This window comes from Bradyrhizobium macuxiense (assembly GCF_007993935.1).
GTDB classification, from domain to species: domain Bacteria; phylum Pseudomonadota; class Alphaproteobacteria; order Rhizobiales; family Xanthobacteraceae; genus Bradyrhizobium; species Bradyrhizobium macuxiense_A.
The window spans coordinates 182,325-200,036 of record NZ_VITY01000007.1; the positions used below are offsets into that span (position 1 = coordinate 182,325).

Consider the following 17,712-nt stretch of genomic DNA (forward strand, 5'->3'; position numbering starts at 1 on the left):
AGCTTCGATTGGTCCGGGAACGTTGACGTTCAATACATGAACAGGCTAAGACAGCGGCGGTTTGTTCCAAATGCGCACATATTCTGACGCGGCGGTTATACCGAGCTCCGCCATCGAATCAATCTGGATAGGCATTTCGTGTGCGGCATATTTGGCCTTGTAGATAAGACCGGGCCCGTCGATGCCCGCCGAGTGGATCAGATGACCGATCTCGTTGCCCACCGCGGACCGGATGGGCGCGGCGTGAGGGTGAACGGGAACGTTGGGCTGGGCCACCGGCGACTGGCCGTTATCGATCTGACCGATGACGGCGCGCAGCCGATGCGCGACAGGCGGCTTCCTGTCTGGATCACCTACAACGGCGAGATCTACAACTACGTCGAGCTGCGCGCGGAGCTCGAGGGCCTCGGATACGCCTTCCATTCGGCCTCGGATACCGAGGTGCTGCTGACCGCCTATATTTGCTGGGGTACGGAGTGCCTCGAGCGATTCAACGGCATGTGGTCGTTTGCGATTCACGATGAGCGCGACAATACGTTGTTCTGCGCCCGCGACCGGTTCGGCGTGAAGCCGTTCTACTATGTGAATACGGCAACGCAGTTCGCGTTCGGCTCCGAGATCCGCCAGCTTCTCCCGTTGATCGAGCGCCCGGTCGCGGATGATGGCCTGATCAACGATTTTCTCGTTTGCGGCATGACCGACCATACCAATCGGACTTTCTTCAAGGGCGTCGAGAAGCTGCCTCCCGGCCATTGGATGCGCGTCGACGTATCGACAGGCCGGGTCGAAATCGAGCGCTATTATTCGCTTGCTCCGGGTTCGGCGGTGACCGATGAGGCCAACGCGGCAAGATCGCTGCGCGAGTTGCTTGACGACGCGACGCGTCTGCGGCTGCGTTCGGACGTCCGTGTCGGAACCTGCCTCTCGGGAGGGCTGGATAGTTCGAGCGTCGCAACGCTGGCCGCGCGGCGTTATGCGCCGGGTTCGGGCGAGCGCTTCTTTGCCATCACTGCCGTCAGTGAGCAGGCCTCCAACAACGAGGAGGCCTATGCGGCGGAGGTCGCGGAGAAGGGGGAGTTGAACTGGCTGCGCACCAAGCCAACCTATCAGGATTTCGCGTCGACGGCGGAGACTCTGCTTGAGGTCCAGGAAGAGCCGTTCGCAGGCCCCTCGATCATGATGCAGTACGAAGTGATGAGGGCGGCGCGATCGAACGGCGTCATCGTGCTGCTCGACGGCCAGGGCGGTGACGAAACGTTGTTGGGATATCATCGCTACTATGCTGCCTGGCTGCTCGACCATCTTCGCCGCGGTGGCGTCGGTGGATTTCTGTCGGCCTTCAGCGCCGCGACGCGGGCAGGTGTTTCGCGCGGACGGTTGCTGTTTTATCTGTTCGGCGCCAGTTCGGCAGGGCTGCGTGCCGCCTATTACCGCTTGCGCTACACCTTTCTGAGGAAGCCCGACCTGCCCGAACCGCTTCGCCGCTTTGCGTCGAAGGCGAGGGATGCGCAGGGCATGCAGGTGCTGGAGATCAACGAAACCAATCTGCCGATGCTGTTGCGCTTCGAAGACAAGAACTCGATGAGGTTCGGCATCGAAACGCGACTTCCATTCCTTGACTATCGCTTTGTCGAGTTTGCTCTGGGTCTTCCGACGCGCATCAAGTTGAACAAGGGGTGGGCAAAATGGCCGCTCCGTGCAGCCATGAATGACCTCTTGCCCGCCAGCATCAGCTGGCGCAGGGACAAGATCGGTTTTGCTGCCCCCGACCAGATATGGCTCACGCGACATTCGGCCACGATGTATGACAAGGTGATCGCGAGCGCGCTGCTGGCCCGCTACGTCGACATGCCGAAGCTCAAGAGGAAATTTCACCGGCTCGACCTCGGGATGCGCTGGAGGCTTTATTGCGTCGCGCTCTGGGGAGAGCGCTTTCGGGTCGAAGCGCCATGAGGCCTGATGGTTCCTGGATGCCATCGTCGCCGTCGGCGGTTGCCGGTTTGTCAGCGGATCCTTGCCGGGTCGACAGATGAACATCTGGCTATTGCATCCGTTCGCCGGGGGACCGGGTCTCGGCCGTCATTATCGTCCGTTCTGGCTGGCTGACGCCTGGGCCAGGATGGGGCATCGGGTGGTGATCGTCAGCGCCGCCTTTCATCATCTGCACAGGCAGCCGCGCGTTCCGGGGCCGCAGCGGATCAATAACGTCGACTTCTGGTTCCTCGACGCGCCGCGCTATCGCAATGGCAGCCTGGGGCGGCTTCGGAACAATTTGAGCTTCGGCCCGGCTGTCCGCTCGGCAGCCCCGGCAATTGCCGCGCAGTTTGGCAAGCCGGATCTGGTGATTGCGTCGAGCCCGCACCTGTTCTTCATTTCGGCGGCGCAGCAGGTCGCGCGGCATTTCGATACAAGGTTCTGGCTCGAGATCCGCGACCTCTGGCCGGAGAGCATCATTGCGCTCGGGATGACGCCCGCATGGCATCCCCTGATGAAAGTGCTCGGCTGGAAAGAGCGCGCCGCCTATCGTGAGGCGGATCGCGTGATCTGCCTACTGGCTGGCGCTGAAGCCCACATGCGCGCGCGTGGCTTGGCGGCAGGCAAGTTCCTGTGGATTCCGAACGGGGTGTCTGACGGCGAAATACAGAGCGCGCTGACCATCGAGAGTCTCGCGCATCCCCTGGTCGACCGCATCAATCTGCTGAAGCAGCAGGGCAGGCGCGTCGTCCTGTACGCTGGAGGCATGGGTCCGCCGAATGCGGTGGAGGCGATTCTCGATGCGGCCTCGATCCTCGGCAAAGCGAATGCCGGGATTTATTTCGTGATGATCGGCTCCGGCACCTCGCGGGACGCGCTGAAGCAGCGGGCGGCTGCGCTCGCTAACGTGGAGTTTCACGACGAAGTCGATCGGTCGGTTGTGCACGGCATGTTGCATGCTTCCGATTGCGCCGTCGTCGCCTTCCACAAGAACGCGCTCTATCACCATGGCATCAGCCCCAACAAGCTGTTCGACTATTGCCTGTTCGCGCCGCGCAGCGTCATTGCCTGCGAGGAACGGGCGCTTGCCGGGCTCGAGGATTTGGTGACCGCGCGATGTGCGCCTGATGATCCCGATGCGCTGGCCGCATCCCTGCGCGCCGCGCTGGACGGTTCACCGCGGCCGCTCGGCGATCGGCTCGCCGTCGCGCGTCGGTACAGCTATTCAGCGCTGGCGGCGCAATATCTGGCCGAGCCCCCGGATCGGGCTTGAAGTGTGGCCGTCGAGACACATGGTTCTGATAAAATCACTTTATAATCAAATGGTTGCATTGTTCATGGCGTGAACGAATTCACTTGACGTTCATCGGGTGAACGCGCTATCAGCCTGCTCCAGTGGGGATAGGCGTGATGGCAGGCATTCTACCGACGGATGAGAATGACAGCGACCGGCTGGTGCTCGGGCTGCTCACCTCCCTCGAGGCGGATGGTGCTCAATCGCAGCGGCGGATCGCAGCCGAGTTGGGCGTCGCGCTCGGCCTCGTCAACGCCTACCTGAAGCGCGCGATCAAGAAGGGCTTCGTCAAGGTCGGGCAGGCGCCCGCACGGCGATACGCCTACTACCTCACCCCGCAGGGCTTCTCCGAGAAATCGCGGCTGACCGTTCAATTCCTGTCCGACTCCTTTTCGCTCTTTCGCAAAGCGAAGGAAGAATATGGCAGGCTGTTTGAGCGTGCACAGGCGCGCGGCTTCAGGCGGGTCGTGCTCGCCGGGCAATCGGACCTGTGCGAAATCGCGATCCTGTGCGCGGTCGATGGACCAATCTCGGTCCTTGCGATCGTCGATCCCGATGCGACCGCCACCCGGTTCATTGGCGTCAAGGTGGTTTCCTCCTACGCATTGGTCGAGGAGCCGTTTGATGCTGTCGTCGTGACCCATTTGACGGCGGCGCGAACTGTATTCGACCAGGCGGTCAGCAATTTCGGCGCAGAGAAAGTGCTCGCGCCGGAACTGCTGGGCCTGCGTCCAAAGCAGCCTCAGGGAGCGTGATGGCCATGGAGCCCGTTTCCCGCTGGTACGTCGTCCAAACGCAGGTCAACGCCGAAGCGAAGGCGGTCGCCAACCTCGGGCGGCAAGGGTTTTCCACGTATTTTCCCCGTTACCTGAAGCGCCGCAGTCATGCCCGGAAGGTTGAGACTGTGCCGCGTGCATTGTTTCCGCGCTACGTCTTTGTCGCGATCGATGTCGCGTCCCAGCGCTGGCGCGCGATTCAATCGACGCTGGGCGTGTCACACCTTGTGTGCGTGGGAGATCGGCCCGCCGCGGTCGAAACCGGCGTCATCGATGCCTTGAAGGCACGTGAGGACAAGGCCGGCTTCATCACGCTTGCGCGCAGGCCGGCTTTCTCGCCGGGGGACAAGGTGCGAATTATCGAGGGGGCGTTCGTTGACAGCCTTGCGCTCGTCGAAGACGTCAGCGATCACCATCGCGTTGCTGTTCTGTTGAATTTGCTTGGCCGCAAGGTTCGCGTTCTGGTCGGGGCGGATCTGATCGCCGCGGCATAAGTGCGTCTGCTGCCGGCAGGCGTGATCGAGATGTTAGGCTTGGGTGTGATGTTCGATTCACCCCGAGTGCGGTAGCTTGCCTGAAGCAAGCGGAAGGTTCGAAAGAGGGGTCCATGACGACTTATGCATTGATCGGCGCTGCCGGCTACATCGCTCCGCGGCATATGCGTGCGATCGCCGAGACCGGCGGCAAATTGGCGGTCTCGTATGATCCGAACGACTCCGTGGGCATCATGGACAGCCACTTCCCCGATGCTGAATTCTTCACGCAGTTCGAACTGTTCGACCGTTACGTCGACCAGTTGCGCAGAGGCGGCACGAAGATCGACTATATGTCGATCTGCTCGCCCAATTATCTGCACGACGCGCATTGCCGGTTCGCGCTGCGGTCCGGCGTCGATGCCATCTGCGAAAAGCCGCTGGTCCTCAATCCCGGCGATATCGACGAACTGGCGGCCATCGAGCAGGATACCGGCCGCCGCATCTCGACCATTCTGCAATTGCGCCTGCATCCGGCGATCATCGCGCTGCGCGACCGCTTCGCGAATTCCAAGAAGCGCCACAAGGTCGAGCTGACCTACATCACATCGCGCGGGCGCTGGTATCACACCTCCTGGAAGGGCGCGGACGCGAAGTCCGGTGGCGTGGCGACCAATATCGGGGTGCACTTCTTCGACATGCTGAGCTTCGTGTTCGGCCCCGCCAGCCGCAACGAGGCGCACCTGCGCGAGGCGGAGCGGGCGGCCGGCTCGCTGGAATGCGAGCGGGCGGATGTGAGCTGGTTCCTGTCTCTCGACCGCAATGATCTGCCCGACAGTGTGAAGGGCAAGAAGACGACCTACCGCTCGATCACCGTCGACGGTGAGGAGGTCGAATTTTCCGAAGGGTTCACTGACCTCCATACGCGGAGCTATGAGGAGATCGTCGCCGGCCGCGGTTTCAGGCTGGACGAGGTCCGCCCTTCGATCGATATCGTCTCCACCTTCCGCAATGCGCCGATCGTCCGAAGCAACGGCGTTCACGCCTTTGCCCAGAAGGCGATGCACAGATGAGCGAGATGCGCGAGGATCCGCGCTTCCCCGGTGTCCTGATCCATCAATCGAGTTATGTCGACGACGGGGCAGTGGTTGGACGCGGCACCAAGATCTGGCACTTCTGCCATATTCTGCCGCGCACGGTGATCGGTGAGAACTGCTCGATCGGCCAGAACGTGATGATCGGTCCGAATGTCAGGATCGGAAACGGCTGCAAGATCCAGAACAACGTCTCGATCTATGACGGCGTCGAGCTCGCCGATGACGTGTTCTGCGGTCCGAGTTGCGTTTTCACGAACGTCAACAATCCGCGGGCCGGCGTGTCGCGGAAGGACGAGTTTCGCAAGACGCCAATCGGGCGCGGCGCCAGCATCGGCGCCAATGCGACCATCGTCTGCGGGCATTCGCTGGGCGAGTACTGCTTCATCGGAGCCGGTACGGTTGTCACCAAGGATGTTGCTGCATTTTCGTTGATGGCGGGCAATCCGGCGCGACGAATTGGTTGGATGAGCAGGGCAGGCGAGCGGCTGGGCAGCGACCTGGTGTGCCCGCGTACTCATCGTCGTTACGAGCTTCACAATGAAGCGCTGGTGGAAATCGAGGATTGAAGAAAATGGACATTCGCGGAAAGAAAGTTGTCGTTATCGGCGGCGCCGGGCTGATCGGGTCGCATGCGGTCGATCAATTGACGCAGACCGATGTCGGCGAGATCGTCATTTACGATAACTTCGTACGCGGCACGCATGAAAACCTTGCCGGCGCGTTGCGCGACCCCCGGGTCAAGATTTTCGAGGCCGGCGGCGATATCACGCAGACCGATATCCTCGATGCTGCCCTGAAAGGGGCCGACGGCGTCTTTCAGTTCGCTGCGCTCTGGCTGCTGCAGTGTCACGAGTTCCCACGGACCGCCTTTGACGTCAACGTCAACGGAATGTTCAACGTCCTCGACGGCTGCGTGCGCAACGGCGTCAAGCGGCTGGTCTGGTCGTCCTCGGCATCCGTGTACGGCGATGCCGTCGAGGAACCGATGACGGAGGATCATCCGTTCAACAACAAGAACTTCTACGGGGCGACCAAGATTTGCGGCGAGGCCATGGCGCGCGCCTACCACTTCCGCTACGGCCTCGACTATGTCGGGCTGCGCTACATGAACGTGTATGGGCCGCGTCAGGACTATCGCGGCGCTTACATCGCGGTCATCATGAAGATGCTCGATGCCATCGACAAGGGTGAAGGGCCGACGATTCTCGGCGATGGATCGGAAGCGTTCGATTTCGTCGCGGTGGAAGATTGCGCGCGAGCCAATCTCTGCGCCATGGGCGCGACTGCGACGGACCGCTTCTACAACGTCGGCACCGGACAGCGGACCTCGCTGAAGCAGATCGCCGAGAAGCTCCTGAACCTCACCGGCTCCAACCAGCCCATCAACTATGCGCCGCGGAGCCAGGCCACGCTCGTGCGCAATCGCATCGGATCTCCGAAGCGGGCACAGGAAGAAATCGGCTTCACCGCCGCGATCGACCTGGATGACGGGCTGCGGCGGCTGATCGAGTGGCGCAAGAGCCATATCGATCAGGTCGATCAGCGGCGCGCCAAGGCTCAACTCTGAGCGCACGTAAGATCATTTGAATAAATCGGCCAGGTTCATATGTGCGGCATAGCCGGAATTCTGCACCGCGACGGGCGTCCCGCTTCTATCACCGCGTTGACGGCAATGACGGATATCATTGCCCATCGCGGGCCGGATGGCGAGGGTCATTACTGCAACGGACCCGTTGGGCTGGGTCATCGTCGGCTGTCGATCATTGATCTGACCGACGCCGCGCGGCAGCCGATGGAGACCCGCGACGGGCGCTTTGTCCTGACCTACAATGGCGAGATCTACAACTTCAAGGAATTGAAGATCGAGCTTTCGGCCAGAGGGCACGTCTTCAATTCCTCCGGCGACAGCGAGGTGCTGCTGCACGCCTTCGCGGAGTGGGGCATTGGTGCGCTGCTCAAGTTCAACGGCATGTTCGCTTTTGCGATCTGGGACAATCAAGAGCGGAAGCTCACGTTGGCCCGGGATCGCTTTGGCGTGAAGCCGCTCTACTACGCCGAACTCGGTCAGACATTCGTCTTCGCCTCCGAGCACAAGGCGTTTCGGGCATTTCCCGAGTATAAGGCGCGGGTCGATATCAGAGGCCTCTCGGAATATCTCAGCTTTCAGAACTTCTTCGCGGAGCGCACGCTGTTTGCCGGCGTGAAGTTGTTGCCGGCCGGCTGCTATCTGCAGATTTCGCAGGGAGGCAGGGTCGCCGAGCCGGTGCAGTACTGGGATTTTCATTTCGAGGAGCCCGAGTACGCAGTCGATGAGAACGAGGCGCTCGACGAGCTCGATCGCCTGTTCAGGCAGGCGGTCAACCGCCAACTCGTGAGCGACGTCGAGGTCGGGTGTTATCTTTCCGGCGGCATGGATTCCGGCTCCATTACCGCGCTCGCATCGAGTCAGCTGCCGTTCATGAGGACGTTTACGGTTGGCTTCGATCTCAACTCGGCCTCAGGCGTCGAGCTCGGATATGACGAGCGGACAAAGGCCGAGTACATGTCCTATCTGTTCAAGACCGAACACTATGAGATGGTCTTGAAGGCCGGCGACATGGAGCGCGCGCTGCCCCGGCTTGCATGGCATCTGGAAGAGCCGCGCGTTGGGCAGTCTTACCCCAACTTCTATGCGGCGAAGCTCGCATCCAAATTCGGCAAGGTGGTGCTGACCGGGACCGGGGGAGACGAGCTGTTCGCCGGCTACCCCTGGCGTTACTACCGCGCTGTCGTGAACGATGATTTCGATCACTACATCGAAAAGTACTTTGGATTCTGGCAGCGCATGGTTCCGAGCGGAACGATGCCGAGCCTGCTGGGACCGGTATGGGATGAGGCCAGGCAGACCTCTTCGATCGACATCTTCAGGGGCGTGTTCAAGGAGCACGCCTCGGAGCTGCGGCGGCCGGAGGATTACGTCAATCACTCGCTCTATTTCGAGGCCAAGACGTTCCTGAACGGGCTCCTTGTCGTCGAGGACAAGCTGGCGATGGCGCATGGGCTCGAGAGCAGGGTGCCGTTCCTCGACAATGATCTCGTCGATTTCGCGATGAAGCTGCCCGCCAAGATGAAGCTTGGCAATCTGACCGAGGTCATCAGCCTCAACGAAAACGAGCCCGGCGGAAAGGCGCAGCGCTATTACGAGCGCACCAGGGACGGCAAGCTGATTCTGCGTAAGATGATGAGCCGGCATATTCCCGACGAAGTAGCAGAGCGCGAGAAGCAGGGCTTCTCGGCGCCGGACGCCAGCTGGTTCAAGGGTGAGAGCATCGAGTATGTCAAACGGAGGCTCTTCAGCAACACGGCCCGCATCTACGACCTGGTGGATCGGAAGACCGTTCGTTCGCTGGTCGACGAACATCTGGAAGGCCGGCAAAACAGGCGGCTGCTGATCTGGTCCTTGCTCAACCTCGAGCAGATCATGGATGCGTGTTTCTGATGGAAACTGATGCGCGCGCTGCATTCGACCGCGGTCAGAAACCTGCTTACGTGCTCGTCGATTCGCTTCGAGCAGAGAAGGGAGAGTTCCGTATGATCGCACTTCTTCACGTGCGAAGTGCCATTGGCGCGCTGCTTGCCCCGCGCGCCAATTGGGGAGCGATTAGGCAATGCGCTACCACCTTATGGAAGCACCGACGGCTCAGCCTAGAAATAGTCAAACGAGACCTTGGCGGCCAGTACGCTGGTCAGGTGTTTGGATCCTTCTGGATCCTCGGGCACCCGCTGATCCTGTTTGTCGTCTACACTGTGCTGTTCGGCTACATCATGAGAGTCAGACTCGAACAGAATGTCGAGATGCCTCGCGACTACACGACATACATATTGACCGGTTTGGCACCTTGGTTGTCCATTCAGCTCGGACTTACCCGAAGTCCGAATGCGCTTCTTGCGCAAGCCAATCTCGTCAAGCAAGTCGTGTTTCCGATTGAGGTACTACCTTTCGGGGCTATCGTTGCCGCCACTATTCCATTGGCAATAGGAATAGTGGTCGTAGTTTTCCGGACACTGGTCCTCGACGGTAGTCTGCCGCCAATGCTACTCTTACTGCCGGTCGCAGCCGCATTGCACATCATCGCCATGCTCGGGCTCGGCTATTTGCTCGCTGCAATCACCCCATTCTTTCGTGATATCAAGGATATTATTGCCGTGTTGACGGTGATCGGAGTCTATCTCGTCCCGGCTTTCTACCTTCCATCATGGGTGCCGTCGGTCTTGAGAATTTGGCTCTACCTCAACCCATTCTCGTACATCATTTGGATGTATCAAGATGTCCTGTATTTCGGTGAAATTCGTCATCCGTGGGCTTGGGGGGTGTCGTTTGCAATGGCATTCGTCGGCTTGGCGCTGGGGTTCCGCGCTTTTCGCCGCCTCAAGCCGTTCGTGGCTAACGTACTATGAGCAGGGATATTGCACCGATGCTTGCCACCGTTCCTCCGACTGATCAGCCCGCCATTGTCGTCTCGCACTTATCGAAAATGTACAAAGTCTACGCGAAGCCTGCGGACTTGCTGCTTGAGTCGCTAGGCGGTCGAGTGCGTCATACCGAGCACTGGGCCCTGCGAGATGTTTCATTCGAAGTTCAGCGCGGGTCGGTTGTTGGCATCATTGGGCCCAACGGTGCCGGCAAAAGTACGCTCCTGAAAATCATCGCTGGGACACTGCAATCAACGTCGGGCGCGGTCGAAATAAATGGCAAGATCTCGGCTATCCTAGAACTAGGTACTGGCTTCTCAGATGAATATACCGGTCGGGAGAATATCGTCCTGGGCGGGATGTGCGCTGGCATGAGCAAGGAAGAAATCACTCAGAAAATGCAATCCATTATTGCGTTCTCTGAACTTGAGAGCGTCATCGACCAGCCGTTCAAGACGTACTCGAGCGGAATGAAGGCGCGCCTCACCTTTGCAACTGCCATCGCTGTCGATGCCGAAATACTTATCATCGATGAGGCTTTGGCCGCAGGTGACGCCGTATTCGTCAACAAGTGCTTGCGCCGGGTCAGAGAGATCACCCAAAGCGGCGCCACTGTCCTTTTTGTCAGCCACGCAGTCGGTTCCATCCAGATGTTTTGTTCGCGTGCAATTTGGATCGACGATGGAGCCGTCGTTCTGAACGGCACCGCAGAGGTCGTCGCAAAGGCTTACGATCGCTATGTGTATGAAAAGTCGGACGAGGAATTGCGACGGCACAGCACGGCCGGAATCGAAATGGTCAAAAATCCGAACGCTAGTCAGATGCTCACCGATGATTTCTTCAAATATGGTACGAATGAAGTAAAGATAGTCAAATTCGAATTTCTGGATGCTCAGGGGGCGCCCACCAACAGGATCACGACAGGCGAGGAACTCAACGTCGTGATTCACTACGAGGGTGAACTAAAATCGACTGACGAGACCTGCCACGCCTCCATTCAAGTCTTCAGCCCTCTGGGGCAGTTGGTCATGAGCGCAGGAACGCGGAGATGGAAGCAGAACAAGATCGGACGGAAGGGGTGCTTCACGGCTTCGTTCCAACCGCTGCTACTCGGAACGGGTCGTTATTTATTCGCGCCCTTTCTTGGCGCTTGGGACGAGAAAAGCAATATGCGCTGGCTGGATTTTCATGATCGCAGCTATGTCCTGAATGTTGTTGGAAAACTCGATCCCGGCGCCACTCAAATGATCGAACATCCGACCGCTTGGAGGCACGATCGAGAGCCGCAAGAGTCCACCGAACTCGAGTTAACTGCCGGACCAGAATAAATGCGATATCTAGAGTATCTTCGCCGGTTGATGTTCAGCCCTTCTGAATCATGGATGTATTTCGACCAGCGCGCCCAGAAGCTTTTGAAAAAACCGGATCTGAGTCTCAGCGATGTCGCGTACGTCAGTAGCCGCGATTATCGGGTCTGGCCCGAGCCAGTCTACGCCGACATGATCAATTGGATAGCCGAAGCCCTTCAGGTGTCAAAGGACTCCGATTTGGCTGAGATCGGCTGTGCTGCAGGTTTCGTCGCCTACGGATTAAGCGCAAAGGCGCGCTCCTATACGGGGGTCGATCTGAGCCCGGCATGCGCTCGGTTGGCAACTCGATTGCGGCTGCCGAATGCTGCGTTCATTGTCGGTGACGGTAGGTCTGTTCCCCTTGAAGACGCCTCAGTCGACCGCGTCTTGTGTACCGATGTTATCGTGAACATCCCGGACGAGAGGATTTATGAAAATCTTATTCGGGAAATGCACAGAATTTTGCGTCCCGGCGGCAAAATCCTTTTGGGAAACCTAAATGACACCCGTCCGCTGCGGGCGGATTTCGATGCAAGAATTAAGGAATATTCGGCCGGCCTTCCGCCATACGTAGAAGACGAGGCAAGAGAAAGCGGAAAGTGGATGCCTTGGCACTTCAATCGGATTGCCGAGTATCGCGCTCGTCACTTTGCCCCTCTCGACTGCGATCCCGCGGTATTTCACGAGCCTGCGAAATTTGAGGCAATTGGAAGCGCATTGGGTATGGAGACGAACATTATTTCGGCTCACAAACTATACCCCTACTATGGCTTTAGGTACTCTGTCGTTTACACGCGAGCTGCATAAAGGGCTTGGCTGGCGCCACTGATTTTCAATTCCATGCCTCAGTTCGAATTCCGACCGCTTCAGGCTGAACTGGAAGCGACTTGGGACGGTCTTGTGCGGCGCTCCCCCGACGGTTGGGCGTTTCACCTGACCGGGTGGTTGGCTGCGATGGATAGAACGCTTTCGCTGCATGCCAATCACTTCGCAGTGTTTTCTGGAAATGACTGTGTTGCGGTGATGCCACTGTCCTACAACCAGTCGGAAACGACAATGTCCTCAGGGGGCTATACGCATGGCGGCGTCATCGTAGGGCCTCAAGTCTCTCCAGAGATGGGAAAGAAGGTACGGGCACGCGCGATCGCTCATGCAGTCGAGCTAGCTCGAGTTTCGAAGGCCAACAAACTGTCGATCTGGTTGCATCCACTGAGCGAAACTTCTCTCCAGGCGATCTGGGGAGTCAATCCTCTGTTGGAACATGGATTTTCAGACACATCGACTCATGTGTGGATCGTAGATTTGAGGGAGTCATTGGATCTGTTGTGGTCGCGATTGTCCACGAACGTTGTGCGAGATATCAAGAAAGCTCGTTCAGCTGGTTATCGCGTTGAACGATGCTCCGTCACAACGGAATTCAAAAGTTTACTCGATCTTCACGAGAGAACCTACGCACGCAACTCCTTGCCGCCAAGGCCGCTCGGAATGTTGAGTCCTCTCCCAGAAGTTTTGGAGCCGTCAGGCAATTTTGGGTTGTGGAGATGCGTGTCGGCAGAGGGCGAGGTTGTCGGCTATCATGGAGCAACGCTGTTCGGGACCACTGGGTACTATCACATTGGCTGTTGCCTAGACGAACATCTGCGTCAAGGGATCAATCCGCTTCTCTTTTGGACGGCAATGGAGGAACTCAAGCGGGCCGGTTATCGATGGTACGACCTTGGCGTCGCAGTCCCGTTCGGTGAGGGTAAGGCACTCAGCTTGAGCGAATTTAAAAGGAAGTTCGGAGCAGTCGTGCATCGATCGTTCTCGGGTAATCTGGCCATCGAAGTTGCGAAGCAGCCACAAGGGGAGTTCGCTGAGCAAGCAACACCGAGCGCGGCAAATCCAGGGGGGATTGGCCAGCCGATCGGTGCTGCATCCAACCTCAGAAGGGTACTGTCGCGATATACTCAATGGAGAAACCGGTGATCCGCGCCTGATGTCCAACACATTCATCGCGAAATGAAGATCGTCGGATTTCACGAGCTCGGGCCCGATCGCTGGAACCCGTTGGCGGCGTCCTCACCTGAGGCGTGGCTCACCCACGACGCGGCATGGGTTGCGATCGAAGAGCGCTTCTTCGCGGATACCAACCTGTCGTTTGGGCTCATCGAAAACGGCGATGTCGTGGGAATCCAGCCGCTATATTTGAACGAGGGTGGCGTATTCGGTGAGCGACTGCTGCATTCCGGCATTCATCGCCATACGGGCCTCGCCATTCGTGAAGGGATCGATCGAAGTACCATACGGGCTGTGCGCTCGGCGGCTATGAAGCAGATATTTGCGCTGGCTGAGCTGTACGATGTCGATCGGATCCAGCTGAACACCCACAATCTCGCGCCGGCAAATCGCTCAGCCTCGCGCGAGGAAATTCCCTTCTGGGTGAGGGACTTTGGATTCCACCTCGGGATCGCCTTCGGTCCGCATGGAATGATGCCCTGTCCCGGTCTTTCGACCGTCAATGCTGATCAGTTGATCGATCTTGATCCGTCAGAGGATGAACTGTTCGCGAATTTGGATGATGGTTGCCGCCGGGCGGTTCGGAAGGCGCTCAAGGCGGGCCTCGAGTTTGAGCTTGCGACGGATCGTTCGGCCTTGGGCAGCTACCTGGAGATCGCCAGGGAATCGGCAGCAAGGACGGGTGAGGTGCTGCCGCCCGCGGACTATTACGAAGCCGTGCTGGAGAGTTTCTTCTCGCAGGGCCGCGCGCATCTGCTGTTCGCGCGTGCCCAGGAGACCCGGCTGGCGGGCCTGTTCTTGTTGAGTGACAAGAATGCCGTGCATTTCATGGCCGGAGTTTCGCGACCCGACGAATTGAACTTCAGGCCAAACGACTTTCTCCATTGGAGTGCGATGCTGTGGGCGAAGCGCGCCGGCTTCCAGACCTACCGCTTGGGCCCATGGTTTCCTGAAGTGCCGCGGGACTGGCCGATTTCCAAAGTATCGTATTTCAAGACCAAGTTCGGATCCGAGGCCAGATCGATCATCCAGGGTAGTATGTTTCGGCGCCCCGAAAAGTACATCCGCGAGCTTCCCGCGATACGGGACAATCTCGAGTGCATCGGCCACCGCGCAGCGCCGGCGTCGCTGACTGCGCAAACCGGCAGCGAATTCGTCGCGCACCTTCTCCGGGTGTTTGGGTTTCCGCAGGCCTCGGCATCGTCCGATGGCACTCCCGTCGTGCTGTATCGTCCTCAAGGGACGGATGTGGCCATGGCACGCGAGATCCTCGCCGGCGGCCGCGCGGTCGCGGCAGTGCTGCCGGCGGTCGAGTTCGCCGAGGCGTTTGCTGTTGTGGCCGAGGCGAGAACCATCGGCTCCGCACAAGTGCTGCGGGCCGAGATGGCAGGGGCGAAGCCATGGAAGAGGCTGCGGACGCTGCATTCCTACATGCGCTTCGCCGCCCCGGACGGTGTGCCGATCGTGTCCGACGATGAGGGGCGCGCCGCTTGGCTCTGCTTGGGCACTGCCGCAGGCGGCCCAATCATGTTCATCGGAACCGATTTGGTTTCCGATATTGTTCGCTATCGTCAGGGTGACCCTGCGGCGGCCGCAAAGCGTCCAACGGAGGCGATGTGGGGCTTTGCCGGCGAGCGGCCGAACTATCTTTTCGACGGCCAGCTATCAGGGGAAAGCTTGCGTGAGCGGCCCGCCGACTGGTGGTGCGAGGCTCTGGCCGATGCATTGGCGCGGCATTGCGGGGTAAGCAGGTTGCCGATGCTGCCGAATGGGGCGGTGGGCGCTATCGTCGTGACCGGCGATGACGACCAGGCGGCTCTGAGTTGTTATGCGCAGCAGCGCGAGGCGCTCGGATCGACACCTGTCACCTACTTTCTTCATCCTCTCACAAAGCACACCGCGAGCACGCTCAAGCAACTTAAGTCGGGCAGGAAGGTCGAACTGGGCCTTCATCCCGATGCCCTCGAGCATCCCGATCGATACGCCGATCTGTTCGCCGAACAGGCACAATGGTTCGAGCAGTTGACCGGAGAAGGTGCGCGCACCGTTCGAAATCATGGCTTTTTGAATGATGGCTATTGGGGACACGCGACGGCCTGGAACGCTCATAACGTGAAGGGGAGCTCCAATCTGCCGGGGCTCGACGGCTGCGTGCTCAATGGTTCGCTGTTGCCGGCCAAGCTCCTGCTGGATGACAAGCTGACTGAACATTGGAGCGTCCTGACTGCGATCGGTGACGGGATCGTGTTCGTCCATGGCTGGGACGATCAGCAGTCGGCCAACTGCATCTTCGAGCTGGCTGAACGAATTCGCAATGATGGCGTTCCCGGTGTGATCGTTGTCAATCTGCATCCCGAGAATATTGCCAAGACCCAGGGGATGCACCACGCTGTTCGCAAACTCGTCGAGGACGGGTTTATTCCGTGGACGATGAGCGAATGCTTCGAGTGGTTCGAGAGAAGACCCGGTCAAAGCGGTTCCACCGTGCGTAAACGTTTCGCGCTGCCATGGTCCTGAGACCGGCAAACGACCGATCACCTCGGCATGCGTATCGGTATCCTGTCTGATGCCCACGGCAACGTGGAGGGTTTCGAGCTGGCGCTCCAGATCCTGACGGACGCGCGCGCAGACGAGATCTACTTCCTGGGCGATGCCGTCGGATATATTCCGGACAAAGGCGTCGTCAGTGCACTCAGGGGCAGCAGCATTCGCTGCGTTCGCGGTAATCACGACGATATGCTGCTGCGACAGAGCGCAACTGACGCGAAGGATCTCGTTTATCGTCACCGGGAAACATTCGCGGCACTCAGCCGCGATGAGCGTGAATTCATCGGCGGTTGGCCGACGCAACTGAGCGTGAACGGCGAGCACGGAACGATGCTGTTCGTCCATGGCAGTCCGAAGGATCCGCTGGCGGGATATGTCTATCCGGACAGCAGCCTTGCCGATCTCTCGACCGTGAGCGCCGATGTCGTGTTCATGGGGCACACCCATCATCCGTTCGTGCGCGAACACGGCGGAAAGCTGTTTGTCAACGTGGGCAGCTGCGGCCTTCCGCGAGGCGACGACCTTCGTGGCTCGGCGTGCATTTATGATCTTGGCGAACGTTCAGCGAAGATAATCAGGTTCGATATTTCGGGCTGTTGCCGCCGAATCCTTTCGCGCTATTCGCTTTCGTCCACTGTGACGTCCCTGCTGGAACGATGCTCAAACTACCAAATGAGGAATGATCGTGAAGCGTAGGCGGGTCAAGGTACTGCTGACCGGAATCGGCGGAGGCGGGCACGGCGAGCAAATCCTCAAGGCTCTCCGGTTGGGTGAACTCGCATACGATATCGTCGGCACCGACATGTCCGACGCCTGCGCAAACCGCCACATTGTCGATAAATTCGTGAAGTTGCCGCGCGCAACGGATCCTGCATACCTGGATGAGCTCAGGTCTCTGGCTCAATCCGAGAAGTGCATCGCCATCTTTCATGGATCCGAGCCGGAAATGGCCGTTCTGAGCCGGTCCAGAGCGACGCTCGAGGCGGATGGCTTTTACGTTCCGGTCAATCCGCCGTCTGTTCTGGACGTCTGCCAGGACAAGACGAGGACCATGGCGCATCTGGCAGCTTGCGGTTTCCCGACTCCGAAGTTCAGGGAAATACGCGATCTGACCGATCTCGATGATTGGGCGGTGTTGCCGGCCATCCTGAAGCCCGCGGTAGGCGGCGGCGGATCGGCCAACGTATTTATCGTCCAGTCGGCAGAGGAGCTCATGACCTTCTCTCGCTATCTCCTCGGAATTTGTCCATCGTTCACGATCCAGGAATACATCGGCAGTTCAGAAGACGAGTACACCGTCGGCGTGCTGTTCGGAGCGGATGGCGTCCTGATCAATTCGATTGCGATCAAGCGCGTCATCAACAACGCGCTGACGATCCGCACGCAGGTTCCAAACCGGACGGGGCGGTCCGAATTCGGCGCGAGGCTCGTTGTGTCGACCGGCATCTCGCAAGGGCACGTCGCCAACTGGCCCTCGGTTCGAAGCGCGTGCGAGAAGATCGCCGAGTCGCTGTCGCCGAAGGCGCCGGTGAACGTGCAGTGCCGCGTTGCGGACGGCGTCGTCATTCCATTTGAGATCAACCCGCGCTTTTCGGGAACGACCTCGTTGAGGGCAATGGCCGGATACAATGAGCCCGACGTTCTCATTCGACGCGATGTTTTCGGGGAAACGATCCCGGAGCGGTTCCCATACAAGGAAATGATGATCTTGCGCGGCTTGGAAGAGCATCTAGTCGGCTAGGAAGCGACGTT

At 59.1% G+C, this 17,712-nt stretch carries 15 protein-coding genes; all 15 read left to right on the top strand.

From position 1 onward, the window contains the following. Positions 1–201 precede the first annotated feature (201 nt). The 15 genes from asnB (FBZ93_RS19920) (at position 202) to FBZ93_RS19990 (ending at position 17,701) form a co-directional block, all read left to right on the top strand. Entirely contained in the window at positions 202–1,953 is a 1,752-nt protein-coding gene (gene asnB / locus FBZ93_RS19920; RefSeq protein WP_246667562.1) for an asparagine synthase (glutamine-hydrolyzing), read from the top strand. 76 nt (positions 1,954–2,029) lie between these two features. Further along, on the top strand, positions 2,030–3,247 hold the full coding sequence (locus FBZ93_RS19925) for a glycosyltransferase family 4 protein (RefSeq protein WP_146987721.1): 1,218 nt from the start codon (positions 2,030–2,032) through the stop codon (positions 3,245–3,247). A gap of 137 nt (positions 3,248–3,384) precedes the next feature. Then, positions 3,385–4,023, top strand: coding sequence for a winged helix-turn-helix transcriptional regulator (locus tag FBZ93_RS19930; protein WP_146988133.1), 639 nt, complete (start codon positions 3,385–3,387; stop codon positions 4,021–4,023). Beyond that, positions 4,023–4,538, top strand: coding sequence for a transcription termination/antitermination protein NusG (nusG, locus tag FBZ93_RS19935; RefSeq protein ID WP_146987723.1), 516 nt, complete (start codon positions 4,023–4,025; stop codon positions 4,536–4,538). The genes FBZ93_RS19930 and nusG overlap by 1 nt, the downstream gene beginning before the upstream one ends. Positions 4,539–4,651: 113 nt before the next feature. Beyond that, positions 4,652–5,590 carry a Gfo/Idh/MocA family oxidoreductase gene (locus FBZ93_RS19940; RefSeq protein ID WP_146987725.1) on the top strand — a complete coding sequence of 313 codons (939 nt, stop codon included), beginning with the start codon at positions 4,652–4,654 and terminating at the stop codon, positions 5,588–5,590. Continuing rightward, positions 5,587–6,180 carry an acyltransferase gene (locus FBZ93_RS19945; protein ID WP_146987727.1) on the top strand — a complete coding sequence of 198 codons (594 nt, stop codon included), beginning with the start codon at positions 5,587–5,589 and terminating at the stop codon, positions 6,178–6,180. Before FBZ93_RS19940 ends, FBZ93_RS19945 begins: the two co-directional genes overlap by 4 nt. Before the next feature lie 5 nt (positions 6,181–6,185). Further along, on the top strand, positions 6,186–7,181 hold the full coding sequence (locus tag FBZ93_RS19950) for an NAD-dependent epimerase/dehydratase family protein (protein ID WP_146987729.1): 996 nt from the start codon (positions 6,186–6,188) through the stop codon (positions 7,179–7,181). A gap of 39 nt (positions 7,182–7,220) precedes the next feature. Continuing rightward, entirely contained in the window at positions 7,221–9,092 is a 1,872-nt protein-coding gene (gene asnB / locus FBZ93_RS19955) for an asparagine synthase (glutamine-hydrolyzing) (RefSeq protein ID WP_146987730.1), read from the top strand. After that, positions 9,092–10,051: an ABC transporter permease gene (locus FBZ93_RS19960; RefSeq protein ID WP_146987732.1), complete on the top strand. Its 960-nt coding sequence runs from the start codon at positions 9,092–9,094 to the stop codon at positions 10,049–10,051. Before asnB (FBZ93_RS19955) ends, FBZ93_RS19960 begins: the two co-directional genes overlap by 1 nt. A gap of 17 nt (positions 10,052–10,068) precedes the next feature. Beyond that, the gene (locus tag FBZ93_RS19965; protein ID WP_167529118.1) at positions 10,069–11,394 is read left to right on the top strand and encodes an ABC transporter ATP-binding protein; all 1,326 of its coding nucleotides are present in this window, start codon (positions 10,069–10,071) and stop codon (positions 11,392–11,394) included. Between the two features lie 54 nt (positions 11,395–11,448). Further along, complete coding sequence (locus FBZ93_RS19970) at positions 11,449–12,222, top strand: class I SAM-dependent methyltransferase (RefSeq protein WP_167529119.1); 774 nt, start codon at positions 11,449–11,451, stop codon at positions 12,220–12,222. Between the two features lie 33 nt (positions 12,223–12,255). Then, a complete protein-coding gene (locus tag FBZ93_RS19975; protein ID WP_146987737.1) occupies positions 12,256–13,383 on the top strand; it encodes a GNAT family N-acetyltransferase in 1,128 nt (375 codons plus the stop codon). 33 nt (positions 13,384–13,416) lie between these two features. Then, positions 13,417–15,930, top strand: a complete 2,514-nt coding sequence (locus FBZ93_RS19980) for a lipid II:glycine glycyltransferase FemX (RefSeq protein ID WP_146987739.1) — start codon at positions 13,417–13,419, stop codon at positions 15,928–15,930. A 27-nt stretch (positions 15,931–15,957) separates the two neighbouring features. After that, entirely contained in the window at positions 15,958–16,656 is a 699-nt protein-coding gene (locus FBZ93_RS19985; protein WP_146987741.1) for a metallophosphoesterase family protein, read from the top strand. Continuing rightward, the gene (locus tag FBZ93_RS19990) at positions 16,640–17,701 is read left to right on the top strand and encodes an ATP-grasp domain-containing protein (protein ID WP_146987743.1); all 1,062 of its coding nucleotides are present in this window, start codon (positions 16,640–16,642) and stop codon (positions 17,699–17,701) included. The genes FBZ93_RS19985 and FBZ93_RS19990 overlap by 17 nt, the downstream gene beginning before the upstream one ends. Positions 17,702–17,712 lie beyond the last annotated feature (11 nt).

Excerpts from the sequence above, each read along its gene's own strand:
- FBZ93_RS19960 (WP_146987732.1), top strand. The coding sequence starts at position 9,092 with ATGGAAACTGATGCGCGCGCTGCATTCGACCGCGGTCAGAAACCTGCT.
- FBZ93_RS19950 (WP_146987729.1), top strand. The coding sequence starts at position 6,186 with ATGGACATTCGCGGAAAGAAAGTTGTCGTTATCGGCGGCGCCGGGCTG.
- FBZ93_RS19925 (WP_146987721.1), top strand. The coding sequence starts at position 2,030 with ATGAACATCTGGCTATTGCATCCGTTCGCCGGGGGACCGGGTCTCGGC.
- FBZ93_RS19980 (WP_146987739.1), top strand. The coding sequence starts at position 13,417 with ATGAAGATCGTCGGATTTCACGAGCTCGGGCCCGATCGCTGGAACCCG.
- FBZ93_RS19945 (WP_146987727.1), top strand. The coding sequence starts at position 5,587 with ATGAGCGAGATGCGCGAGGATCCGCGCTTCCCCGGTGTCCTGATCCAT.
- nusG (WP_146987723.1), top strand. The coding sequence starts at position 4,023 with ATGGCCATGGAGCCCGTTTCCCGCTGGTACGTCGTCCAAACGCAGGTC.
- FBZ93_RS19975 (WP_146987737.1), top strand. The coding sequence starts at position 12,256 with ATGCCTCAGTTCGAATTCCGACCGCTTCAGGCTGAACTGGAAGCGACT.
- FBZ93_RS19990 (WP_146987743.1), top strand. The coding sequence starts at position 16,640 with ATGATCGTGAAGCGTAGGCGGGTCAAGGTACTGCTGACCGGAATCGGC.
- FBZ93_RS19965 (WP_167529118.1), top strand. The coding sequence starts at position 10,069 with ATGCTTGCCACCGTTCCTCCGACTGATCAGCCCGCCATTGTCGTCTCG.
- FBZ93_RS19985 (WP_146987741.1), top strand. The coding sequence starts at position 15,958 with ATGCGTATCGGTATCCTGTCTGATGCCCACGGCAACGTGGAGGGTTTC.
- FBZ93_RS19930 (WP_146988133.1), top strand. The coding sequence starts at position 3,385 with ATGGCAGGCATTCTACCGACGGATGAGAATGACAGCGACCGGCTGGTG.
- FBZ93_RS19940 (WP_146987725.1), top strand. The coding sequence starts at position 4,652 with ATGACGACTTATGCATTGATCGGCGCTGCCGGCTACATCGCTCCGCGG.
- FBZ93_RS19970 (WP_167529119.1), top strand. The coding sequence starts at position 11,449 with ATGTATTTCGACCAGCGCGCCCAGAAGCTTTTGAAAAAACCGGATCTG.
- asnB (WP_146987730.1), top strand. The coding sequence starts at position 7,221 with ATGTGCGGCATAGCCGGAATTCTGCACCGCGACGGGCGTCCCGCTTCT.
- asnB (WP_246667562.1), top strand. The coding sequence starts at position 202 with ATGACCGATCTCGTTGCCCACCGCGGACCGGATGGGCGCGGCGTGAGG.